At 68.4% G+C, this 19534-nt stretch carries 20 protein-coding genes; 10 read left to right on the top strand and 10 right to left on the bottom strand.

Annotation, left to right across the window (positions count from 1 at the left end; genetic code table 11):
- The first annotated feature begins 21 nt into the window (after positions 1–21).
- Positions 22–1923 (top strand): 1-deoxy-D-xylulose-5-phosphate synthase, encoded by a 1902-nt coding sequence (gene dxs, locus JW792_RS07400; RefSeq protein WP_135996338.1) that lies wholly within the window; start codon positions 22–24, stop codon positions 1921–1923.
- A gap of 100 nt (positions 1924–2023) precedes the next feature.
- Here dxs and JW792_RS07395 read toward each other — a convergent pair whose 3' ends face one another.
- A complete protein-coding gene (locus JW792_RS07395; RefSeq protein WP_135996339.1) occupies positions 2024–2233 on the bottom strand; it encodes a cold-shock protein in 210 nt (69 codons plus the stop codon).
- Positions 2234–2441: 208 nt separating this feature from the next.
- Complete coding sequence (locus tag JW792_RS07390) at positions 2442–2651, bottom strand: cold-shock protein (RefSeq protein ID WP_135996340.1); 210 nt, start codon at positions 2649–2651, stop codon at positions 2442–2444.
- A gap of 89 nt (positions 2652–2740) precedes the next feature.
- Here JW792_RS07390 and JW792_RS07385 point away from each other — a divergent pair, with 89 nt between their 5' ends.
- Positions 2741–3466 (top strand): TlyA family RNA methyltransferase, encoded by a 726-nt coding sequence (locus tag JW792_RS07385; RefSeq protein ID WP_135996341.1) that lies wholly within the window; start codon positions 2741–2743, stop codon positions 3464–3466.
- Between the two features lie 4 nt (positions 3467–3470).
- Here JW792_RS07385 and JW792_RS07380 read toward each other — a convergent pair whose 3' ends face one another.
- Together JW792_RS07380 and JW792_RS07375 are read right to left on the bottom strand one after the other, a co-directional pair.
- Positions 3471–4229: a hypothetical protein gene (locus JW792_RS07380; RefSeq protein WP_135996342.1), complete on the bottom strand. Its 759-nt coding sequence runs from the start codon at positions 4227–4229 to the stop codon at positions 3471–3473.
- Between the two features lie 161 nt (positions 4230–4390).
- On the bottom strand, positions 4391–5362 hold the full coding sequence (locus tag JW792_RS07375; protein ID WP_135996343.1) for a hypothetical protein: 972 nt from the start codon (positions 5360–5362) through the stop codon (positions 4391–4393).
- A gap of 136 nt (positions 5363–5498) precedes the next feature.
- Between JW792_RS07375 and JW792_RS07370 the strand changes: the two genes are divergently transcribed.
- The gene (locus JW792_RS07370; protein WP_135996344.1) at positions 5499–6755 is read left to right on the top strand and encodes a class I SAM-dependent RNA methyltransferase; all 1257 of its coding nucleotides are present in this window, start codon (positions 5499–5501) and stop codon (positions 6753–6755) included.
- Positions 6756–6792: 37 nt separating this feature from the next.
- Here JW792_RS07370 and JW792_RS07365 read toward each other — a convergent pair whose 3' ends face one another.
- Positions 6793–7806, bottom strand: coding sequence for a glycoside hydrolase family 5 protein (locus JW792_RS07365; protein ID WP_135996345.1), 1014 nt, complete (start codon positions 7804–7806; stop codon positions 6793–6795).
- A gap of 104 nt (positions 7807–7910) precedes the next feature.
- On the opposite strand from JW792_RS07365, the gene JW792_RS07360 reads away from it, so the two are divergent.
- Positions 7911–9356, top strand: coding sequence for a lipopolysaccharide biosynthesis protein (locus JW792_RS07360; RefSeq protein ID WP_135996346.1), 1446 nt, complete (start codon positions 7911–7913; stop codon positions 9354–9356).
- Here JW792_RS07360 and aroC read toward each other — a convergent pair.
- Positions 9353–10462, bottom strand: a complete 1110-nt coding sequence (aroC, locus tag JW792_RS07355; RefSeq protein ID WP_135996347.1) for a chorismate synthase — start codon at positions 10460–10462, stop codon at positions 9353–9355. The two genes, JW792_RS07360 and aroC, sit on opposite strands and share 4 nt — an antisense overlap.
- A gap of 58 nt (positions 10463–10520) precedes the next feature.
- Positions 10521–11099: a J domain-containing protein gene (locus JW792_RS07350; protein WP_135996348.1), complete on the bottom strand. Its 579-nt coding sequence runs from the start codon at positions 11097–11099 to the stop codon at positions 10521–10523.
- Positions 11100–11191: 92 nt separating this feature from the next.
- Between JW792_RS07350 and pdxH the strand changes: the two genes are divergently transcribed.
- Both pdxH and JW792_RS07340 read left to right on the top strand, forming a co-directional pair.
- Positions 11192–11860 (top strand): pyridoxamine 5'-phosphate oxidase, encoded by a 669-nt coding sequence (pdxH, locus tag JW792_RS07345; RefSeq protein ID WP_135996349.1) that lies wholly within the window; start codon positions 11192–11194, stop codon positions 11858–11860.
- 56 nt (positions 11861–11916) lie between these two features.
- Positions 11917–12771 carry a DUF1499 domain-containing protein gene (locus JW792_RS07340; RefSeq protein ID WP_135996350.1) on the top strand — a complete coding sequence of 285 codons (855 nt, stop codon included), beginning with the start codon at positions 11917–11919 and terminating at the stop codon, positions 12769–12771.
- Between the two features lie 3 nt (positions 12772–12774).
- Here the strand turns inward: JW792_RS07340 and JW792_RS07335 are convergent, their stop codons facing one another.
- Entirely contained in the window at positions 12775–13683 is a 909-nt protein-coding gene (locus JW792_RS07335; RefSeq protein WP_135996351.1) for an MBL fold metallo-hydrolase, read from the bottom strand.
- Positions 13680–14615, bottom strand: coding sequence for an ATP-grasp domain-containing protein (locus JW792_RS07330; RefSeq protein ID WP_135996352.1), 936 nt, complete (start codon positions 14613–14615; stop codon positions 13680–13682). The genes JW792_RS07335 and JW792_RS07330 overlap by 4 nt, the downstream gene beginning before the upstream one ends.
- Positions 14616–14757: 142 nt before the next feature.
- Between JW792_RS07330 and JW792_RS07325 the strand changes: the two genes are divergently transcribed.
- The 3 genes from JW792_RS07325 (at position 14758) to JW792_RS07315 (ending at position 16925) form a co-directional block, all read left to right on the top strand.
- A complete protein-coding gene (locus JW792_RS07325) occupies positions 14758–14913 on the top strand; it encodes a hypothetical protein (RefSeq protein ID WP_158291619.1) in 156 nt (51 codons plus the stop codon).
- A gap of 174 nt (positions 14914–15087) precedes the next feature.
- On the top strand, positions 15088–16020 hold the full coding sequence (locus JW792_RS07320) for an ABC transporter permease (protein WP_135996353.1): 933 nt from the start codon (positions 15088–15090) through the stop codon (positions 16018–16020).
- The gene (locus JW792_RS07315; protein ID WP_135996354.1) at positions 16020–16925 is read left to right on the top strand and encodes an ABC transporter permease subunit; all 906 of its coding nucleotides are present in this window, start codon (positions 16020–16022) and stop codon (positions 16923–16925) included. The genes JW792_RS07320 and JW792_RS07315 overlap by 1 nt, the downstream gene beginning before the upstream one ends.
- Positions 16926–17062: 137 nt before the next feature.
- Here the strand turns inward: JW792_RS07315 and JW792_RS07310 are convergent, their stop codons facing one another.
- Entirely contained in the window at positions 17063–17689 is a 627-nt protein-coding gene (locus tag JW792_RS07310) for a hypothetical protein (RefSeq protein ID WP_135996355.1), read from the bottom strand.
- A 200-nt stretch (positions 17690–17889) separates the two neighbouring features.
- Between JW792_RS07310 and JW792_RS07305 the strand changes: the two genes are divergently transcribed.
- The gene (locus JW792_RS07305; protein ID WP_192900980.1) at positions 17890–19530 is read left to right on the top strand and encodes a peptide ABC transporter substrate-binding protein; all 1641 of its coding nucleotides are present in this window, start codon (positions 17890–17892) and stop codon (positions 19528–19530) included.
- Positions 19531–19534: the final 4 nt, after the last annotated feature.

Raw genomic sequence — 19534 nt, 5'->3', positions numbered from 1 at the left:
GAACCCGCTTCAGGAGCCCCCATGGTGGATACCCCCCATCTCGATCGTGTCAACGAGCCGGCCGACCTCAAGGGTCTCGACATCGAGACGCTGAAGGCGGTCGCCGACGAGCTGCGCGCCGAGACGATCGACGCGGTCTCGGTGACCGGGGGCCATCTCGGCGCCGGGCTCGGCGTGGTCGAGCTGACCGTGGCGCTGCACCACGTGTTCGAGACGCCGAAGGACATCCTGATCTGGGATGTCGGCCACCAGTGCTATCCCCACAAGATCCTCACCGGCCGGCGCGACCGCATCCGCACGCTGCGCCAGGGCGGGGGGCTGTCCGGCTTCACCAAGCGCAGCGAGAGCATCTACGACCCGTTCGGCGCCGCGCATGCCTCCACCTCGATTTCCGCCGCGCTCGGCTTTGCCGTGGCGCGCGACCTGAAGGGCGAGGACTACAAGGTCGTCGCGGTGATCGGGGACGGCTCGATGAGCGCGGGCATGGCCTACGAGGCGATGAACAATGCCGGCGACCTGAAGAAGAATCTCGTCGTCATCCTCAATGACAACGACATGTCGATCGCCCCGCCGGTCGGCGCGATGAGCCACTACTTCGCCCGCCAGGTCTCGTCCAAGAGCTATCGCGACATCAGGAAGCTCGGCAAGGGCGTCGCCAAGGCGCTGGGCGTGGAGGGCGCGGCGCGCCGCGCCGAGGAATATCTGCGCGGCATGGTCACCGGCGGCACGCTCTTCGAGGAGATGGGCTTCCGCTATATCGGCCCGGTCGACGGCCATGACATGAACGCGCTCGTGCCGGTGCTCAGGAATGTGCGCGAGGCCGACGGGCCCGTGCTGATCCACTGCGTCACGCAGAAGGGCAAGGGCTACGCGCCCGCCGAGGCGGCTGCCGACAAGTATCACGGCGTCTCGAAGTTCAACGTCGTCACCGGCGAGCAGGCCAAGGCCGCCAAGGGCGCGCCGAGCTACACGAATGTGTTCGCCGAGTCGCTGATCCGCGAGGCGGAGAGGGACGAGAGCATCGTCGCCATCACCGCGGCCATGCCGGGCGGGACGGGTGTCGACAAGTTCGCGGCGAGGTTTCCCGACCGCGCCTTCGATGTCGGCATCGCCGAGCAGCACGCCGTCACCTTCGCGGCCGGGCTCGCGGCGGCGGGGATGAAGCCCTTTGCGGCGATCTATTCCACCTTCCTGCAGCGCGGCTACGACCAGGTCGTCCACGACGTGGCGATCCAGTCCCTGCCGGTGCGCTTTGCGATCGACCGGGCGGGCCTGGTCGGCGCGGACGGCCAGACCCATGCCGGCTCGTTCGATGTCGGCTATCTCGGCATGCTGCCGGGGATGGTGGTGATGGCCGCCAGCGACGAGGCCGAGCTTGCCCGCATGGTCAAGACCGCCACCCTGATCGAGGACGGGCCGAGCGCCTTCCGCTATCCGCGCGGGGAGGGCACGGGCGTGGAGATTCCGCACGATACCGAGCCGCTGGAGATCGGCAAGGGCCGCATCCTGCGCGAAGGCAGTGCCGTCGCGATCCTCTCGCTCGGCGGGCGTTTGCAGGAGAGCCTGAAGGCCGCCGACGAACTCGCCGCCTACGGCCTGTCGGCGACGGTCGCCGATGCCCGCTTCGCCAAGCCGCTGGACGAGGACCTCATCACCCGCCTGGTGCGCGAGCACGAGGTGCTGATCACGATCGAGGAGGGGGCGAGGGGCGGCTTCGGCGCCTTCGTGCTGCACTTCCTTGCCGAGACCGGACAGCTCGATTCCGGGGTGAAGATCCGCACGATGACGCTGCCGGACACGTTCCAGGACCAGGACAGCCCCTCGAAGATGTACGAGGCTGCCGGCCTCAACGCCAAGCACATCGTGGCGAAGGTGCTCGAGACGCTCGGGCGCGAGGAGGATGCGGCAAAGGCGCTGGCGTGATCGCCCGTTCTGCTTTGCGGACACGAAAAAACCCCGGACCTTTCGGTCCGGGGTTTTCCGTTGCCGCGCGGGTGAACGCGCGGCTGGATCTGGTTTCGGCTTAGGCCGACTGCAGGTCCGTCGCGGAGTACTTGCCGCTCTTCGCGTCGCGCGTTTCCTCGAAGGAGACCCGCTGACCCTCGGAGAGAGAGCTCATGCCCGCGCGCTCGACCGCCGTGGCGTGCACGAACACGTCTTTCGAGCCGTCGTCAGGTTGGATGAAGCCGTAGCCTTTGGTGGCGTTGAACCACTTAACAGTTCCCGTAGCCATGGGAGATAGTCCTTGTAGACAGAGTAATACGAGCCTTCACATGAAGGCCTTGGTGGTATCGAAGAAAGGAAGGGGTAGAGGGTGGGCGCGGGGAACGCGCGTGACCAATAGACCGGCCAAAAATCGATGAAGCACATGTAGAGGTTTTTTTCGCCGGCGCAAGCGCCCCGGCGAAATTATTTCCAGCATTCGCGCCAGGACGGCCCGCTCAGGCGGGCTGCAGCTCGGTCGCGCTGGTCTTGCCGGTCTTGGAATCCTTCTCCAGCTCGAAGGAGACGCGCTGACCCTCGACGAGATCGTCCATGCCGGCATTCTTCACCGCGCTGATGTGCACGAACACGTCCTTGGAGCCGTCATCGGGCTCGATGAAACCATAGCCCTTCGTGGCGTTGAACCACTTGACCGTACCCGTCGCCATAGGTCTTTCGTCCTTGTGTTGCGGCAGTTCACCGGATCAAAGCATGCCCGCCGGGAAAGGTTCCCGCCAGCAAAAACCGAGGAGAGGCGATGCGCGCCGATCTCTATCTCGTCGAGCACGGCTTCTTCGATACACGCGCGCGCGCGCAGGCGGCGATCGCGGCGGGCCGGGTGCGCGTCGACGGCACAGCGCTCGCCAAGCCCTCGCAGAAGATCCCGCCCGGCGCCGTGGTGGAGGCCGAGCCCGCCCACCCCTTCGTGAGCCGTGCCGCGCTGAAGCTCGAGGCCGCGCTCGACGCGTTCGCGATCGATCCCGCGGGTAGGGCCTGCCTCGATGTCGGCGCCTCGACCGGCGGGTTCAGCCAGGTCCTGCTGCAGCGCGGGGCGGCGAAGGTCTATGCCGTCGATGTCGGGCGCGGGCAGCTGCACGCCTCCCTCCTCGCCGAGCCGCGCCTCGTCAATCTCGAAGCCACCGACGCGCGCACCCTCACGTGCGCCGATATCGACGAGCCGCCCGCGCTCGTGGTCTGCGATGCGAGCTTCATTGCGCTGGAAAAGATTCTGCCCGTCCCGCTCTCGCTTGCGGCTGAGGGCGCGGTGCTCGTCGCCCTGTTCAAGCCGCAGTTCGAGGTCGGGCGGGACCATGTCGGCAAGGGCGGGATCGTGAAGGACGCCGCGGCGGTGAGCGCCGCGAAAGAAAAAGCCCGCGCGTTTCTCGCGCGGGCAGGCTGGCCGGTCGAAGCCGAGATGGAGAGCCCGGTCGCTGGCGGGGACGGGAATGTGGAATACCTCTTCCTCGCCCGCCGCGCCGGGTGAGGACTTAGCGGTAGCTGTCCGCGGGACGCCAGATGCCGTCCGCGCCCTGGCACATCAGCGTCGAGCGGCCGGCGGAGCTCATGTAGCGGCAGTCCGCGCCGTAGGGGCTCGAAGCGGTGATGGCCGGGCCGGTCGAATAGCGCCGCGCGTCGTAGCCCGTCTGCCCGCCGTATCCCTGGCCGCCGAGCAGTTCCTCGTCCGTCGACCAGCGCCGGCTGTCCTCGCGGTGCCGGTCGCCATAGTAGGGATCGTCGTAATAGGGGTCCTGATAGCCGTATCCGTCGCCGCCGGCACCGTAATACGGGTCGGCATAGGGATCGTGGCCGTAGCCGGTCTGGCCGTAGCCGTAGCCGCGATGACGCAGGCGCTCGCAATCCCCGCTGGCGATCGCTGCGCCGGCGAGCGCGCCCACGGCCGTTCCGGCGACCACGGCGCCGTCATTGCCGTCCTCGCGGTGGCGCCGGTGATGGCGGCGGTCGTAGCGATCGTAATCGCCGTAGCGGTCATAGCGGTCGTAGTGGCGGTAGCGGCGCTCGCGGTCGCGGTCCTGGCTCTCGTCGTGCAGCTCGGCGCCGACGACCGCGCCGAGAATGCCGCCGATCACCGCGCCGGCGACCTGGCGCTGGCGCTGCTCGGCGATGCATTGCTCGTAGGCCGAGGCCGGGGCGGTCCGGTAGGTCTGGGCCGCGGCGGGAGCGGACAGGGCGGGGGCGATCAGCCCGGCGCCGAAGAGCGCGGTGGCGGCCATCATCAGTGTCTTCATGGGACTGTGGTCTCCCTTTGCGACGGGGCAGGCGTCACGCGCGCACCCCTTTCAAACTTTAAGCCAAGCTTAACAGGGGCGCGATGAGCGCGGGATGAACGAAGCGCCCGTCCCTTCGCAGGGCACGGGCGCTCGTCCGGCTCCGGCGGGCCGGTTTTCTCCTACTGGTCTCTGGCGACTTCCCAGTAGCCGTAGCGGTTGAGGCACATGCGCACCCGGTCGTAGACGATCTCGCCGTTCGGCATGTAGATCTCCGCATCGCCCCAGCGGCAGCGGCGCTGGCCGTAGCTGTGATAGTCGCGGGCGTAGATGACGCCGTACACCCCGCTATACGGATTGTGCCAGTAGGCCGGCCGGTCGTGGGTGAAGGCGTAGTGCGTCGCATAGTGGTACTGGCTGCGGTCGCAGCCGTTGAGGGATGCGCCGATGCCGCCCCCGATCAGCCCGCCGGCCAGGATCGCTCCGCCATCACCGTCCGAGGCCGCCCCGCCGATCAGGGCGCCGATCAGCGCACCGATGATCAGCTCATCGCCCGAACTGCGGCAGAAACCGTCATAATAGTGGAAGTCGGTGGTCGAATAGCGGTCGTAGTAGCGCCGATGGTAGCGCCAGTCCTGCCGGTGATGGCGCGGCCCGACATAGCGGCGGTGGCTATACCGGTCGTAGCGGGCGTAGTCGCGGTACCGGTCGTGGCGATCGTAGCGGTCATAGCTGTCGTAATGACCGTACCGCCGGTCATGGTCCCAGCGGTCGTCATGGCGCGCGGCGCGATAGTCGCGCCGGTCGTGCCGGCGATCGTATCGGTCCTCGTGACGCTCGTGCCGGCGCTCCCAGCGGTCGTCTGCGCGATCCTCGCGGTCGTAGTGCCCGCGAGGGTCATAGTCGTCGCGGCGACCGTCGCCGCGCTCGAAGCGGCCGTCATCGGGCCGCGCATAGTCCTGCCGGTGCTCGGCGCGATATTCCCGACGGTGCTCGCGCCCCGGCGGGACGGCGAAGTCCTCGCGGCCGAGCAGCTCGCGCGCCCGCTCGCGCCGCTCCTCGCCGGACTGGGACACGGCCGCGGGCGCCGCGAACAGTGTGAGTGAGAGTGCGGCCGAAAGCAGGGCGGCAAGGCTCAGGAATCGCGGCGTCATGCGCGTGTCTCCTCGTCTCGAGACGGACTCGGTCCGACGGTTTGGGAAAGGTTAACACCGGCTACCTGTCGCCAGGATGAACGGGCCTGTCAGGTTTGCCGTTGACCGGACCGTCGAGATCGCGTTTGAGAGCGCCATGAACCGACGCCATGCGAAGAAATCCCCGCCCGCCGCCGAGGTCGAGCTTGAAGCCGAGAGCGTCGGCGCGCGCGGCGACGCGATCGCGCAGGGGCCGGTCTACGTACCGGGTCTCCTGCCCGGCGAGCGGGCGATCGTCGAGGTGCGCGGCGAGCGCGGCCGGGTCAAGGAGATCCTCTCCGAAAGCCCCGAGCGCGTGCGGCCCTTCTGCCCGATCCACGAGCGCTGCGGGGGCTGCTCGCTGCAGCACTGGGCGGCCGATGCCTACCGCACCTGGAAGCGCGAGCTCGTGGTGACGGCCCTCCGGCGCGAGGGCGTGTCCGGCCACGTGGCCCCGCTGCTGCACGCCCACGGGCAGGGCAGGCGGCGCGCAACCCTGCACGCGAAGCGGTCCGGGTCCGATCTCGTCTTCGGCTACACGATGCGGGCCGGGCACGCGATCGTCGACGCGAAGGACTGTCCCGTCGCCCATGGCCTGATCCGCAAGAGCTTTCCCGCCCTCAGGAATCTCGCCGATCGGCTGACCCCGGACCGCGGCCAGCTCGACATCGCCGTCACTGCGACCGATGGCGGTCTCGACGTGTCCTGTGCCTGGCCTGGAGAGATCACGCTCGACCACCGGCTGACCGCCGCCGAGCTCGCCGCCAAGGAAGGCTGGGCGCGCATTTCCCTGAAGGCCGAGCCGGCGGCCGAGCGCACGAGGCCCTACGTGCAGTTCGGCAGGGCGAGGGTCGTTCCCCCGCCCGGCGGCTTCCTGCAGGCCACGAAGGCGGGCGAGGAGGCGCTCGCCGAGCGGGCGATGAAGGCGGTGCGCGGCGCGAAGCGTATCGCCGACCTCTATGCAGGCTGCGGCGCCTTCGCGCTGCGTGCGGCCGAATTCGCACCCGTGCTCGCCGTGGAGGGCGATCCGGCTCCGCTCGCCGCCCTGCGCCATGGCGCCGATCACACCCAGGGCCTGAAGCCGGTCGAGACCCGGCACCGCGATCTCGCGCTCGAGCCGATGAGCGTGAAGGAGCTGGAGCCCTTCGACGCGGTGATCATGGATCCCCCGCGCACCGGGGCGAAGACGCAGGCCGAGCGCCTGGCGGATTCCCGGGTCCCCGTCGTGGTCTCCATCTCCTGCAACCCGGCCACGTTCGCGCGCGATGCCGCCATTCTCATCGAGGGCGGCTACGAGATGGACACCGTCACGCCGGTCGACCAGTTCGCCTGGACCGGCCACGTGGAAACCATCGCGGCGTTCCGGCGCCGGTGATCGAAGAGCGATCGTGCGGGGGACTGGGCGTGGGGCCCTAGTCAAGCAGCGCGGCGCGCATGTCCTCGATCCAGCGCGCCTCGCCGGTCTGGTAGACCGGGAAGGAGCTGGCGAAGTCCCAGTGGCACCAGGCAAAGCCGCGGGCCTCGGCGGCCTCTCGGACGGCCCGCGTCCATTGCGCGCGCGCGGGCAGCGGAACCTCGCCATAGACGCCGAACTCGCCGAGCAGGACGGGCAGGCCCCGGGCCTGCGCGAAGGCGTCGACGGCCCGGAAATCCGCAGTGATCTCGGCCCGCTCGCGCGGGCTGCCCCACGAGAGTCCGGTGCGCTCCCGGTCGGTCCAGGGTGCGCCCTGGTGGGTGAAGTCGAAGGGCGAATAATAGTGGAAGCTCAGGACGATATGGGGATCGTCCGGCGGCTCCAGCTCGAACAGCCCCTCGATATTGGCCCAGCGCGGCGTGGCGAGCACGACGCGGCGCTCCGGGTTGTCCTCGCGGATCAGCGCGAGCAGCTCGCCATTCATCGCGTTCACGCGCGCGGCGTCCATCGCGCCGTTCGGCTCGTTCAGGAGTTCGAAGACGAGCCCGTCCGGCCAGCCGGCATAATGGCCCGAGAGCTGTGCCCAGATGGCGCGCAGACGTGCGGATTCTCCCTCCGGATCGTCCATCAGCGCCTCGAAATGATGCACGTCGAGCACGACCTGCAGCCCCTCGCCGAGCGCGGTCTCGATGACATGGTCGACGCGCGCGAGGAAGGCGGGATCGATCCGGTATCGCGGTGCCGGCCCGGCATGGCCCGCCCAGTTCACCGGCAGGCGCACCGCCTCGAAACCGGCCTGGGCGATGGCGGCGAGGTGGGCGTCCTCGATGGTGTAGCCCCACTCGCCCTCGTAACCGGCTTCAAGCGCGCCGCCGAGATTGAGGCACCGGGTGAAGCCGACGGCGTCCGCGGGCGGGGCGAAGGCCTCGGCCACGGCGCGCTCTCCGGTGTCCGAGCAGGCGCAGAGCAGGACGCACGCGAGGGCGAGGCCGGTGCGGCGCAGAGCTTGCATGCGCGATCCTCCAGAAGACCCGGGGCAGTATGGCCGGGCGGCCTTAACGTCGCCTTGAGCCGGCCCGGCTAGTCTCAAGACCGGTCCAAGGCGAGGAGCCGCGCGTGCTCGAGCGCACCATCGTGAAATACATCCCCGTGCAGGCGGTCCAGGCGATCGTCGGTTTCGGCGCGATCGCGGTGTTCTCGCGCCTGCTCACGCCGGAGGAGTACGGGCGCTACGCGCTGATTCTCGCCGCGATGGCGCTGCTAAACATCGTCACCTTCCTCTGGCTCGACGCGGCGGTGGCGCGCTTTCACGCCCGGGCCGAACGCTTCGGGTCGATCCCCCATCACCTGAAGACCGCCTACCGGCTCTACGCCGTCGCGGCGGTCCTGGCCGGCGGGCTCGGGGCAGGGGTCATCGCGCTGTCTCCGCTCGATGCCAACTACAAGGCAGCCGCCGGCTTCGCGCTCGTGCATATGCTGGCGCGCGGCGCTCTGCAGATCGGGCTCGAGACCTATCGCGCGGGCGGGGAGGTGCGGCGCTACTCGATCAACGAGATCGCCGCCCTGCTGGGCGGATTCGGGCTCGGCGCCGTCCTGGTGCTCGTCACCGAGCTCGGCGCGGCGGGCGTGTTCGCCGGCATGGCGGCCGCGTTGCTGGTCGTCACGCTCGCGGATCTGCCCGCCATGCTCTCGCGCGCACGCGGCGGACGGGGCAAGCCGCGGCGCACCCGGCTCTATGCCGGCTACGGCGCGGGGGTTTCGGCCTCGGTGATCTTCGAGCACCTGCTCTCGGTGGGCGACCGCTTCCTCATCGCCGCCTTCCTGGGCGCCGGGGCGGTCGGCGTGTATGCGGCCGGTTACGGGCTCGGCGACCGGCTCATCGACATCCTCTTCGTCTGGCTCTCGGTCGCGATCTGGCCGATGACGATCCGCGCGCTGGAGCGCGAGGGCGAGGCGGCCGCGCGCGAGGTCGCCCGCCGGGCGGCCGCGATCATGGCCGCCGTGACCCTGCCGGCGGCGGTAGGGCTCATCCTCGTCGCAGAGCCGCTGACCACGCTGATGATCGGTGGGGCTATGCGGGCCGAAGCCGCGCTGATCCTGCCCTGGATCGCGGGCGCGGCGCTGCTGCGCGGAATGATGACCTATTATTTCCACGAGGCGTTCACGCTGAAGCGCAGGCCCGGCCTGATGGCCGCGCTGATGGCGGCCGCGGCCCTGCTCAATCTCCTGCTCAATCTCGTGCTGATCCCGCGCTTCGGCATTTACGGCGCCGCCGCGGCGACCGTGATCGCGTACGCAGCCGCCCTGCTGTCGTGCGCGCTCGTGTCTCGGAGCATATTCCCGCTGCCCTTGCCCTGGCTGGAATGGGCCAAGGCGGGCTTCGCCACGGCGGCGATGGCCGGCTTCGTCTGGCTGCTGCCCGATCTGCAGCCCGCCCTTGCCGATCTCCTGATGAAGGCCGGGGCGGGCGCGAGCGTCTATGCCGCCCTTGCCCTCGCGCTCAACCTCGCCGGTTGTCGCGACGGGCTTGGCCTGCTCGCGGCGAAACGCGTTCCCGGCTAGAGAGCCGGGCCCTCGCGCCCTGTCTGCGCGCGATGCAGCAGTTTCTGGTCGGCCAGCACCAGGGCGGCCATGGCTTCGGCGACCGGGACCGCGCGGATGCCGACGCACGGATCGTGGCGGCCCTTCGTCGAGACGGTCGTTTCCTGCAGGTCGCGGTTCAGCGTGCTGCGCTCGATGCGGATCGAGCTCGTCGGCTTGATCGCGACGCGCACGACCAGGTCCTGTCCCGTCGAGATGCCGCCGAGCACGCCGCCATTGTGGTTCGAGGTGAAGACCGGCCGCCCGTCCTGTCCCAGGCGCATCTCGTCGGCTGCGTCCTCGCCGCGCATGGCGCCCGCCTCCATGCCGGCACCGATCTCCACGCCCTTGGCCGCATTGATGCCCATCATCGCGCCGGCAAGCTCTGAATCGAGCTTGGCATAGACCGGGGCGCCCCAGCCGGCCGGCACGCCGGCGACGTGGCACTCCACGATCGCGCCGAGCGAGGACCCGGCCTTGCGGGCGAGGTCGAGATCCTCGGCCCAGAGCGCGGCCGTCTGCGCGTCGGGGCAGAAGAAGTCGTTGCCTTCGACCGACCCCCAGTCCCAACGCGAGCGGTCGATCGCGCGCGGACCCATCTGCACGAGCGCGGCGCGGATGACGATGTCCTCGCCCAGCACCTTCCTCGCCACCGCCCCGGCGGCGACGCGCGCTGCGGTCTCGCGCGCGCTGGAGCGCCCGCCGCCGCGATAGTCGCGCACGCCGTACTTGGCGTCGTAGGTGAAGTCGGCATGGCCGGGCCGCCAGGTGTCGCGGATGTCCGAGTAGTCCTTCGAGCGCTGATCGGTGTTCTCGATCATCAGACTGATCGGTGCGCCGGTGGTCACGGGGAACCCCGTCCGATCGTCCTGGAACGTGCCCGAGAGAATGCGCACGCGATCCTCCTCGCGGCGCTGGGTGACGTGACGCGAGGTGCCCGGGCGGCGCTTGTCGAGGAAAGGCCGGATGTCGGCTTCGCTCAGGGCGATGCCGGGCGGACAGCCGTCGATCACAACGCCGAGCGCCGGGCCGTGGCTCTCGCCCCAGGTCGTGATTCGAAACAGGTGACCGAAACTGTTGTAGGACATGGGGCGGCGACCGTTCTCGTGGACTTGCCCCCGAACCTAGAGCGGCCCGGGCCTCAGGTCACGCCGCGTTCCTGCCCTTCCTCACCCAGTTGGCGAGCCGGCTCGCCGGAGAGGATTTCACGAACATGTCGCAGAAGGCCTTGAGCAGGCCCGCGCTCTCGTCGGCGGCCTCACGCGCCTTCATTTCCTCGAGCTCGCGGCGCTTGCGCTCGCGCGCCTCGCGCTCCGCCTTGCCGACCTCCAGCCCGCCATCCACGGTGATGTCGCGCACCACGATGCGGACGCGCCAGTTGGAATCCCCGACGGGCACGACGACCGCGCCGGTCTTGGCATAGGGGGGCACGCGCACCATCGTGCTGCGATCGCCGACCGTCACCGTACGCAGCCCGCCCGCGCGCGCTTCTTCCGGCGTGATCACCAGTTCATGGAAGCGCGGCGCGTAGACGCGCAGCACCTCGTAGGCCTTCAGCATGCGCTGGAGCCGGGCGAGCGTCTCCTTGCTGGAATCGGTGGCGGTGTCGGGATGCACGGCCTTCACCAGCCGGCGGAAGGCGGACCGGACTGTGTCGAAGTCCTCGTCCCCCTCCAGTCCGAACACACGGTATGCAGCAAGAATGGCATCGTGTTTCTGGGCCATAATACGTGTATTCCATGGCTCACCTTAGCGAATGGTTGACGCTGGCCGGGTTCGGCGTAGGTCTTGTCAGTCGTCGTAAAGAGGATGTTGACATGGGCAGCAGGCAGGTCATTCCCCCGACGCCGAGCGAGGCCGATTATCGCGAGGCCGGCAATGCCGGGGACGAGGACATCTTCGAGCGCGAGGACCCCTTCGCCCTGTTCGGCGACTGGATGGAGGCCGCTCGCCGGAGCGAGCCTAACGATCCCAATGCGATGGCGCTTGCCACCGCGGGCACCGACGGCATGCCGGACGTGCGCATGGTCCTCCTGAAGGACTTCGACGAGGCCGGCTTCGTGTTCTACACCAATCTGGAGAGCGCCAAGGGCCGGCAGCTGGAAGAGAATCCGCAGGCTGCGCTGTGCTTCCACTGGAAGTCCCTGCGCCGCCAGGTGCGGGTGAGAGGCTCGGTCGAGCCGGTCAGCGCCCAGGAGGCGGACGCGTATTTCCAGTCCCGTGCGCGCGACAGCCGCATCGGCGCCTGGGCCAGCAAGCAGTCGCGTCCCCTGGAAAGCCGCTTCGCACTGGAAAAGGAAGTCGCGAAATACGCGGCGAAATTCAACATCGCCGCCATCCCGCGCCCGCCCTACTGGAGCGGGTACCGGCTCAGGCCGGTCCGCATCGAGTTCTGGCGCGACCGGCCCTTTCGCCTGCACGACCGGCTGGTCTTCCTGCGGGGAGAGCAGGACCGAAACTGGGAGGTCACGCGGCTCTATCCATGATAACATGGTAAAAAGACCGGGGCGCCGCAGGGCGCACACTCCAGCGGGGGCTGATCATGACGGGCGTATTCACACTCATCCGGCACATCGTGGTGGCACTGGCGGCGCTGGCGGCGATCGTCACGCCGGTCTGGTTCCTCGTCGCCGCGCTCGGCGGCAAGTTCGACCTCTGGGCGCCGATCGAGGGCTTCCGCCACGTGCGCAGCCATGCGGGCATGATGCTGGCCTCGACGCTGGGCCTGGGAATTGCCGCCCTGGTCGCAGCCGTCGTCTATCGTCTCGTCTTCGGAGCGAAGAACTCGCCGGGCGCGGGCGGCTACCTCGCCGGCATCGCGGCCATCATCGTGGGCGGGGGCGGCATTCTCTACGCCCAGTCGGTCACGGCTTCGGCTCGCGAGGTGCCTCCGATCCACGACATCTCGACCGATCTGCAGGATCCGCCGCAGTTTTCCCAGGCCCTGATCGAGCGGCGCACGCAGAGCGGGGCGAGCAATTCGACCGATCTGCTCGCCAAGACCGTGCCCGATGCCGACTGGACCGGGCAATGGGGCGGGCGCCCGGTGACGGAGGTGCAGGCAGAGGCCTATCCCGACATCGGGTCCATCGTGCTCGAAGCCGCGCCGGACAGCGTGTTCGCCGCCGCGCTGGACGTCGCGCGCAACATGGGCTGGCGCGTGACCTCGGCGTCGCGTGAGTCGCTGATGTTCGAGGGGACGGCGGAGACATTCTGGTTCGGCTTCGAGGACGATGTCGTGGTGCGGGTCAGGCCAGGCGAGGAAGGCGGCAGCGTCGTCGACATCCGCTCGGTCAGCCGGGTCGGCGTATCCGATCTCGGCGCCAATGCCGCGCGGATCGAGCAATTCGAGGAACGTCTGCGCCGCTCGCTCGGCGCGCCGGAGCCCGCCGCCTGAGCCTCAGGCGGCCCGGGCCAGCCGGTATTCGCTCTCCAGGCCGGGCGTGCCCGATGTCGTGACCTCGCCCCTCTCCACCAGATGGATGATATGGGCGAGCACCGAATGGGCCGCGGCCGGATGCAGGCGCTTGTCCACGTCGGCATAGATCGAGGCGACCATGTCGCGGATCTTCGTGTTGCCCTTCGCCAGTTCCGCGAGGATCTGGCGCTCGCGCCCGCGACGGTGCGCGATATAGGCGTCAAGGAAGGTATCGGGTTCCTCGACCGCCGGGCCATGGGTCGGCCACAGCCGGGCAAAGCCCCGCTCCCGGATGCGCTCGAGCTGGCGGACATAGTCGCCCATATGGCCGTCGGGCGGGCTCACGACCGAGGTCGACCAGGCCATGACATGGTCGCCGGAAAACAGGACGTTCTCCTCCTTCAGCGCGTAGCAGACATGATTGGAGGTGTGCCCGGGCGTGTGCAACGCCTCGATCGTCCAGCCGGGGCCGGTGAACACGTCGCCATCGGCGATCTCGACATCGGGCCTGAAGCCGAGATCGTCGCCGGCCTCCATGCGCACTTCCCCGCCGGAGGGCTCGGTCGGCTTCGGGCGGCGCCCGTAGGTCTTCGCCCCGTGCTTCGCCGCGAGGCGAGCGGCCAGGGGGGAGTGATCCATGTGGTGGTGCGTGACGAGCACGTGGCTCACGCATTCTCCCTGCAAGGCGGCGTCGAGCGCGGCCTCATGCTCGGGCAGGACGGGGCCGGGATCGATCACCGCGACCGTGCCGCGTCCGACGATATACACTCCCGTCCCGGTGAAGGTGAACGGACCCGCGTTGGAGGCGATCACGCGGCGGATCAGCGGGGAGAGCGTATCGCAGCGGCCGTATTCGAACGCGAAGTCGCGCTTGAAGGGGATGGCGGTCATGCGGCCTCGCGCGTGGCTGCGACGGTTTCGGCATAGGCCCGCAGCGCCCCGGCGAGCGCGCGCGTGGCCCGCATCTTGTCGCTCAGGGGCAGGGCGATGGGCGGGCCCATGTCGGTCTTGTTAACGTCGACGATGTAGATCTCCCCGCTCGCCCGGTCGCGCAGCACGTCGAGACCGCCCCACTCGAGTCCCATAGCGGCGCAGAAGCGGGCGATCGCCGCGCGCTCCTCGGGGGATAGCACATCCTGCGGCGTTGCCATGTGCACCTCGGCATTGGCGTTGGCGAAACGGCGGCTGGCCTCGCGGCGCTTGACGAAGACGACCGGGATCTCGCCGCCGACGGTCGGGCAGCGCAGATCCTCGACGCAGCCGTCCGGCGCCAGCGTGTCGATCAGGCGCTGATAGCAGAAGCCCGGTTCTCCCCGCAGCGGACCCTCGACGAGGTGGCCATCGTGGACGCCGTTGGCCTCCGACTTCCTCACCATCGCGCCGTTCCAGCTCTGCGGATCGACGGCGAGGGCACGGCCGAACACGGCTTCGAACACGGCCGCCACCGCCGACTTCGACACGTCCAGGCAGGCTCCGTTGATCACCGCCAGGTCGACGGGCAGGGCGAGGGCTGCGGTCTTGGTGCGGTCCTCGAACGCGAAGGCGAGATCGGCCTCCTCGGGCGAACGCGCAACCCTCAGGCCTGCGAGCTGGAGCACCGGCCAGACGAGATACCAGGGTCTCGGCCGATCCGGCGCGAACCACACGCGCGGGCCGTCGGCGCGGACCGACAGGCGTGCGGCCTCGATGCGGGCATAGTAGGCGAGCCAGGTCAGCGTCTCGGACACGACGCCGGGCTCCACCGGCACGTCGATGCCGGTCTTCTTCACATGGACCACGCCGTCGGCGTATCGGAAGTCCTGCCACCAGGCCGTGCTCGGCATCGGCGAATCGTCTCCACGGGTGAAGCCTCGTGCGCGGGAAGTGTACAGGCGCGCAGGCGGGTGACAATTCACATGACCGCGCCCCGGCCCCGCATTTGCGTGATCGGTTTCCGCTGCACCGCAACGAGACAGGGCCGGATTCGTGACGCCTGAACTCTGGAGATTTCTGAGCCGCCGGCTGCGCCTCGTCGCGGCGACCGCCGTGCTGGTGCTGGGCCTGAAGGTGGCCGCCGCCGCACTCGCACCCGAGCCTGCTCCGGCGGGTCCGGGGACGGCGCGCGTCAGCCTGTCCGACTAAACCCCCGGTCGTGTGGCGCGTTCGCCTCACCCTCGCGCGCCTTTCCCGGTTCATCCGCCGTTCAACCCCTAAGTGCTTGAACACGTCCCAAAAGCCGGTCCCACTGCGCCTGCGCCTTGATCCGGTGTGTCGCAAACCTGACAAAGACCGCCTGCCAATCAGCCCCGGAATTTCATGTACGGTTACATTCTCCGCCGCATCCTGATCGCGATCCCGACCATTCTCGTGATCATCACCGTGGCGTTCTTCATGATGCGCCTGGCGCCTGGCGGGCCGTTCGATCTCGAACGCCCGATGCCGGAGGAGATCCGTCAGAACATGCTGGCGGCCTTCGGCATGGACCAGCCGGTCTGGAAGCAATATCTCGACTATCTGTGGAATCTCGCCCAGTTCGATCTCGGGCCCTCGATGAAGTTCCGCGACAAGACCGTTGCCGACATAATCGGGGAGGGCTTCCCCGTCTCCGCGACGATCGGCGTCCTGGCGATCACGCTCGCCCTGATCCTCGGCACGATCTTCGGCTCGGCCGCGGCGCTGCGGCAGAACAAGCCGGCCGATTACGGCTTCATGGCGTTCGCCACGGTGGGGATCGTCATTCCGCCTTTCGTGATGGGCCCGATCCTGGCCCTGGTCTTCGGCCTCTATCTGGGCCTACTGCCCAGCGGCGGGCTCGATCCCATGCGCGGCATGACCCCGGACCGGCTGCTGCTGCCGGTGGTCACGCTCGCCCTGCCGCAGATCGCGATCATCACCCGGCTGATGCGCGCCTCGATGATCGAGGTGATCCGCTCCAACTATATCCGCACCGCGCGGGCCAAGGGGCTGTCGGCACCGGCGGTGATCTCGCGGCACGCCTTCCGCAGCGCGATTCTGCCCATCGTCAGCTATCTGGGCCCCGCGACCGCGGCGCTGCTGACCGGGTCCATCGTCATCGAGCAGGTTTTCCAGCTGCCCGGCATCGGGCGCCAGTTCGTGCAGGCCGCACTGCAGCGCGACTACACCGTGGTGATGGGCGTGGTGATCCTCTACGCCTCGCTGATCGTGATCTTGAACCTGATCGCCGACATCCTCTACGCGGCCCTCAATCCGAAGGTGAAATACGACTGATGGTGCTCACCTCGACCCCGCGCGAGAAGGCGCAGTTCATCGAGCAGGCGGCGGTCCAGGGCCGCTCGCTCTGGGACGATGCGCGCGCCCGGCTGATGCGCAACAAGGCGGCCGTGACGGGGTTGGTGATCCTCGCCGTGCTGGTCTTCCTCGCCTTCATCGGCCCGCTTCTGTGGGTGCACGAGAGCGACGTGATCTATCGCGACCGCGTGCAGATGGCGCCGACTTTGGAGAACCTTCACCTCTTCGGCACGGATGCGCAGGGCCGCGACCTGTTCGCGCGCGTGCTCGTCGGGCTGCGCATGTCGCTGATGGTCGGGGTGGTCGCCACCATGGTCTCGCTCGCCATCGGCGTGGTCTGGGGCGCCACGGCCGGTTTCCTCGGCGGGCGGGTCGACCAGATCATGATGCGGATCGTCGACGTGCTCTACTCGCTGCCCTTCATCTTCTTCGTGATCATCCTGATGGTGGTGTTCGGGCGGAACATCATCCTCATCTTCGTCGCCATCGGGGCGGTGGAGTGGCTGACCATGGCGCGCATCGTGCGCGGGCAGACGATTGCGCTCAAGGGCATGGAATTCGTCGAGGCCGCTCAGGCCGCCGGCGTCTCCCAGTTCTCCATCATCCGGCGCCACATCGTGCCCAACGTGCTCGGTCCGGTGGTGGTTTACGTCACGCTGACCATTCCCGTCGTGATCCTGGCGGAGAGCTTCCTGTCCTTCCTCGGCCTCGGCGTGCAGGAGCCGCTGACCTCGCTCGGCAATCTCATCTCCAACGGCGCGCGCGACATGGAGATCGCGCCCTGGACGCTGATCGCCCCGGCCGCGACGATGATGCTGACCCTGTTCTGCTTCAACTTCCTCGGTGACGGCCTCCGCGACGCGATCGATCCGAAGGATCGATAGCGCGCATGATGCAATGACCGCGACGCGATCGATCCGAAGGATCGATAGCGTGCGGCAGGCGCGGACCGGGCGAGAGGCCTCATGAAAAAGCCCGCCGGCGCGAGCCGGCGGGCCTTTGTGTCGTCCGGGCGTCGCCGCTAGCGCAGGCGCTCCACCTTGAAGGACGGGCCGGAATGGCTGAGCCGCATGGACATGGAGCCGAACAGGCCGGTTGAAATGTCAGCGGTCAGGCCATCCATGTGGCGGGCGCGCACGCTGCGTACGCGTGTCGAATCGCTCTGACGCCAGACCTGCCCGTTTTCCAGGGTCACGATGAACTTGCCGTAGGGATCGGTATCGACCGAGGCGACCGGTGCGCCACGCAGCTCCTCCACCCCGCCGCCGGCGCGGTAGACGACCGTGGTGCCATCGTCCAGCGTCTCGGTTTCCGGCACGGCTTCTTCGGCCTCTCCCCCGCCGAACACGTTCGACAGCGCGGCCATGCTCGGCAGGGCAATACCGAAGCTCTCGCGCTCGACCGCGCGGATGCGCGAGCGTTCCACGACCACGAGCCGGCCCTCGTCGAGCGCCGTTGCGAAATCGGCCACGCGCGCGTCCAGGCAAGCGGTGCGCGCCTGCGGCTCCGCGATCTCGCGGCAAGCAAGCAGAGCTTGCACCGTTGCCGAATCGGTTCCGCCCTCCTGGGCCTGCGCCATGGACGGAGCCAGGCTCGCCGCACCGGCGACCACTGCGCCCATCAGAGCCTGAATGCGTCTTGCCGCCACGAATATCTCCCCTTCTCGACCGGTGATCGAGGCCCGACTATCGCCGAGGATGCCGGCTCTGTCGATGCAGGCAGGCTGTTCACTCTTGCGTCAGTTTTTCCCTCGCATACTCTTGGCGACAACAAGGTTAAGGCAGGGGGCGCGTGCCGGCTGGCGCGGGGCCTCTGCTGCTATACGCAAATTCCAGGGGAGATATCGTGATGACCCGCCGACTTACCCAGTGGCTCGCTCTCGGCGCTTCGGCGCTCGCCCTCTCGGCTTGCGGGGGGAACGGCGAGACCGACAACGACGCGGTCGTCCTGCACCGGGGCAACATGGCCGAACCCTTCTCCCTCGATCCGCACAAGGCGAGCGGGACCTGGGAGAACAACATCATCGGCGACATGTTCATCGGCCTGTTCACCGAGAACGCCGAGGCCGAGCCGGTCCCGGGCATGGCGGAGAGCTGGACGACCTCGGAGGACGGCCTCACCTGGACGTTCGAGCTGCGCGAGGCCTACTGGTCGGACGGCGAGCCGGTAACCGCCTTCGACTTCCAGTATGCCTTCCGCCGGATCATGGACCCGGCGACTCTGGCGAATTACGCCTCGCTGCTCTATCCGATCAAGAATGCCGAGGCGGTGAACCTTCGCGGCCTGCCGCCGGAGGAACTCGGCGTCACGGCCGTCGACGCCGACACGCTGGTCATCGAGCTCGAATTCCCCGCGCCCTACCTGCCGGGCCTCCTGACCCACTACACCACCTTCCCCGTGCCGATGCACGTGGTCGAAGAGCACGGTGACGCCTGGATCCAGCCGGCCAATATCGAGACCAACGGCCCCTACAAGCTCGAGCAATGGCGCGCCGGCAACTTCGTCCATGTCTCGCGCAACGAGCAGTTCTACGACAACGAGAATGTCTGCATCGACGAGGTCTTCTACTATCCCACCGTCGACGTGCAGGCCGCCGAGCGCCGGGTGCGCAATGGCGAGCTTCACCTGATCACCGACTTCGCCGGACAGAATCTCGAATTCCTGCGCGAGCAGGTGCCGGACTATGTCCGCGTCCATCCCTTTCTCGGCACGCGCTATCTCTCCTTCAACACGACGGTCGAGCCGCTGAACGACGTGCGCGTGAGGAATGCGCTCTCCATGGCGATCGATACCGCCTTCATCGCCGAGGAAATCCTGCGCGACGGCTCGCTGCCGGCCTGCGCCTTCGTGCCGCCGGGGGTCAACGACTATCCCGGCACCGCCGAGACGCCCTGGTGCGAGGTGCCGATCGAGGAGCGCCGCGCCGAGGCACGCCGCCTGCTCGAGGAGGCCGGCTTCGGACCGGACAATCCGCTCGAGCTGAACTACACCTTCCGCGCGACGGGCGACAATCCCCGCATCGCCCCGGTGCTGCAGCGCGACTGGGCCGAGATCGCCGACTGGGTCCGCATCGATATCGGCCAGGTCGAGACGCAGATCCACTATTCCAACCTGCGCGCGGGCGATTACGAGATCGGCGACGGGGCCTGGATCGGCGATTACAACGACGCCTACAACTTCCTCTTCCTCGCCGAAACCGATTCGGTGCCGATGAACTATTCGCGCTGGTCGAACCCGCAGTACGACGCTCTGGTCGAGCAGGCCAACCGCACGCTCGATCCCGCGGAACGCGCCGCGCTCCTGAGCGAGGCGGAGCAGTTGATGCTGGCCGAATCCGCCTACGGGCCGGTTACCTTCTACGTCAACAAGGCGCTGGTGAACCCGGCGGTGACGGGCTGGGAGGACAATATCGTCCATATCCACCGCACCCGCTATCTCTGCTTCGCCGACATCGAAGGCGAGAACGCGCCCGAGGCCGAGCTGCAATAGCAGA

The organism is Marinicauda algicola, from assembly GCF_017161425.1.
Taxonomy (GTDB): domain Bacteria; phylum Pseudomonadota; class Alphaproteobacteria; order Caulobacterales; family Maricaulaceae; genus Marinicauda; species Marinicauda algicola.
Note: the sequence above shows the minus strand (reverse complement) of the source record. Positions and strands in the feature narration are given on the sequence as shown.

Excerpts from the sequence above, each read along its gene's own strand:
- dxs (WP_135996338.1), top strand. The coding sequence starts at position 22 with ATGGTGGATACCCCCCATCTCGATCGTGTCAACGAGCCGGCCGACCTC.
- JW792_RS07395 (WP_135996339.1), bottom strand. The coding sequence starts at position 2,233 with ATGGCTACGGGAACTGTTAAGTGGTTCAACGCCACCAAAGGCTACGGC.
- JW792_RS07390 (WP_135996340.1), bottom strand. The coding sequence starts at position 2,651 with ATGGCGACGGGTACGGTCAAGTGGTTCAACGCCACGAAGGGCTATGGT.
- JW792_RS07385 (WP_135996341.1), top strand. The coding sequence starts at position 2,741 with ATGCGCGCCGATCTCTATCTCGTCGAGCACGGCTTCTTCGATACACGC.
- JW792_RS07380 (WP_135996342.1), bottom strand. The coding sequence starts at position 4,229 with ATGAAGACACTGATGATGGCCGCCACCGCGCTCTTCGGCGCCGGGCTG.
- JW792_RS07375 (WP_135996343.1), bottom strand. The coding sequence starts at position 5,362 with ATGACGCCGCGATTCCTGAGCCTTGCCGCCCTGCTTTCGGCCGCACTC.
- JW792_RS07370 (WP_135996344.1), top strand. The coding sequence starts at position 5,499 with ATGAACCGACGCCATGCGAAGAAATCCCCGCCCGCCGCCGAGGTCGAG.
- JW792_RS07365 (WP_135996345.1), bottom strand. The coding sequence starts at position 7,806 with ATGCAAGCTCTGCGCCGCACCGGCCTCGCCCTCGCGTGCGTCCTGCTC.
- aroC (WP_135996347.1), bottom strand. The coding sequence starts at position 10,462 with ATGTCCTACAACAGTTTCGGTCACCTGTTTCGAATCACGACCTGGGGC.
- JW792_RS07350 (WP_135996348.1), bottom strand. The coding sequence starts at position 11,099 with ATGGCCCAGAAACACGATGCCATTCTTGCTGCATACCGTGTGTTCGGA.
- pdxH (WP_135996349.1), top strand. The coding sequence starts at position 11,192 with ATGGGCAGCAGGCAGGTCATTCCCCCGACGCCGAGCGAGGCCGATTAT.
- JW792_RS07340 (WP_135996350.1), top strand. The coding sequence starts at position 11,917 with ATGACGGGCGTATTCACACTCATCCGGCACATCGTGGTGGCACTGGCG.
- JW792_RS07335 (WP_135996351.1), bottom strand. The coding sequence starts at position 13,683 with ATGACCGCCATCCCCTTCAAGCGCGACTTCGCGTTCGAATACGGCCGC.
- JW792_RS07330 (WP_135996352.1), bottom strand. The coding sequence starts at position 14,615 with ATGCCGAGCACGGCCTGGTGGCAGGACTTCCGATACGCCGACGGCGTG.
- JW792_RS07320 (WP_135996353.1), top strand. The coding sequence starts at position 15,088 with ATGTACGGTTACATTCTCCGCCGCATCCTGATCGCGATCCCGACCATT.
- JW792_RS07315 (WP_135996354.1), top strand. The coding sequence starts at position 16,020 with ATGGTGCTCACCTCGACCCCGCGCGAGAAGGCGCAGTTCATCGAGCAG.
- JW792_RS07305 (WP_192900980.1), top strand. The coding sequence starts at position 17,890 with ATGACCCGCCGACTTACCCAGTGGCTCGCTCTCGGCGCTTCGGCGCTC.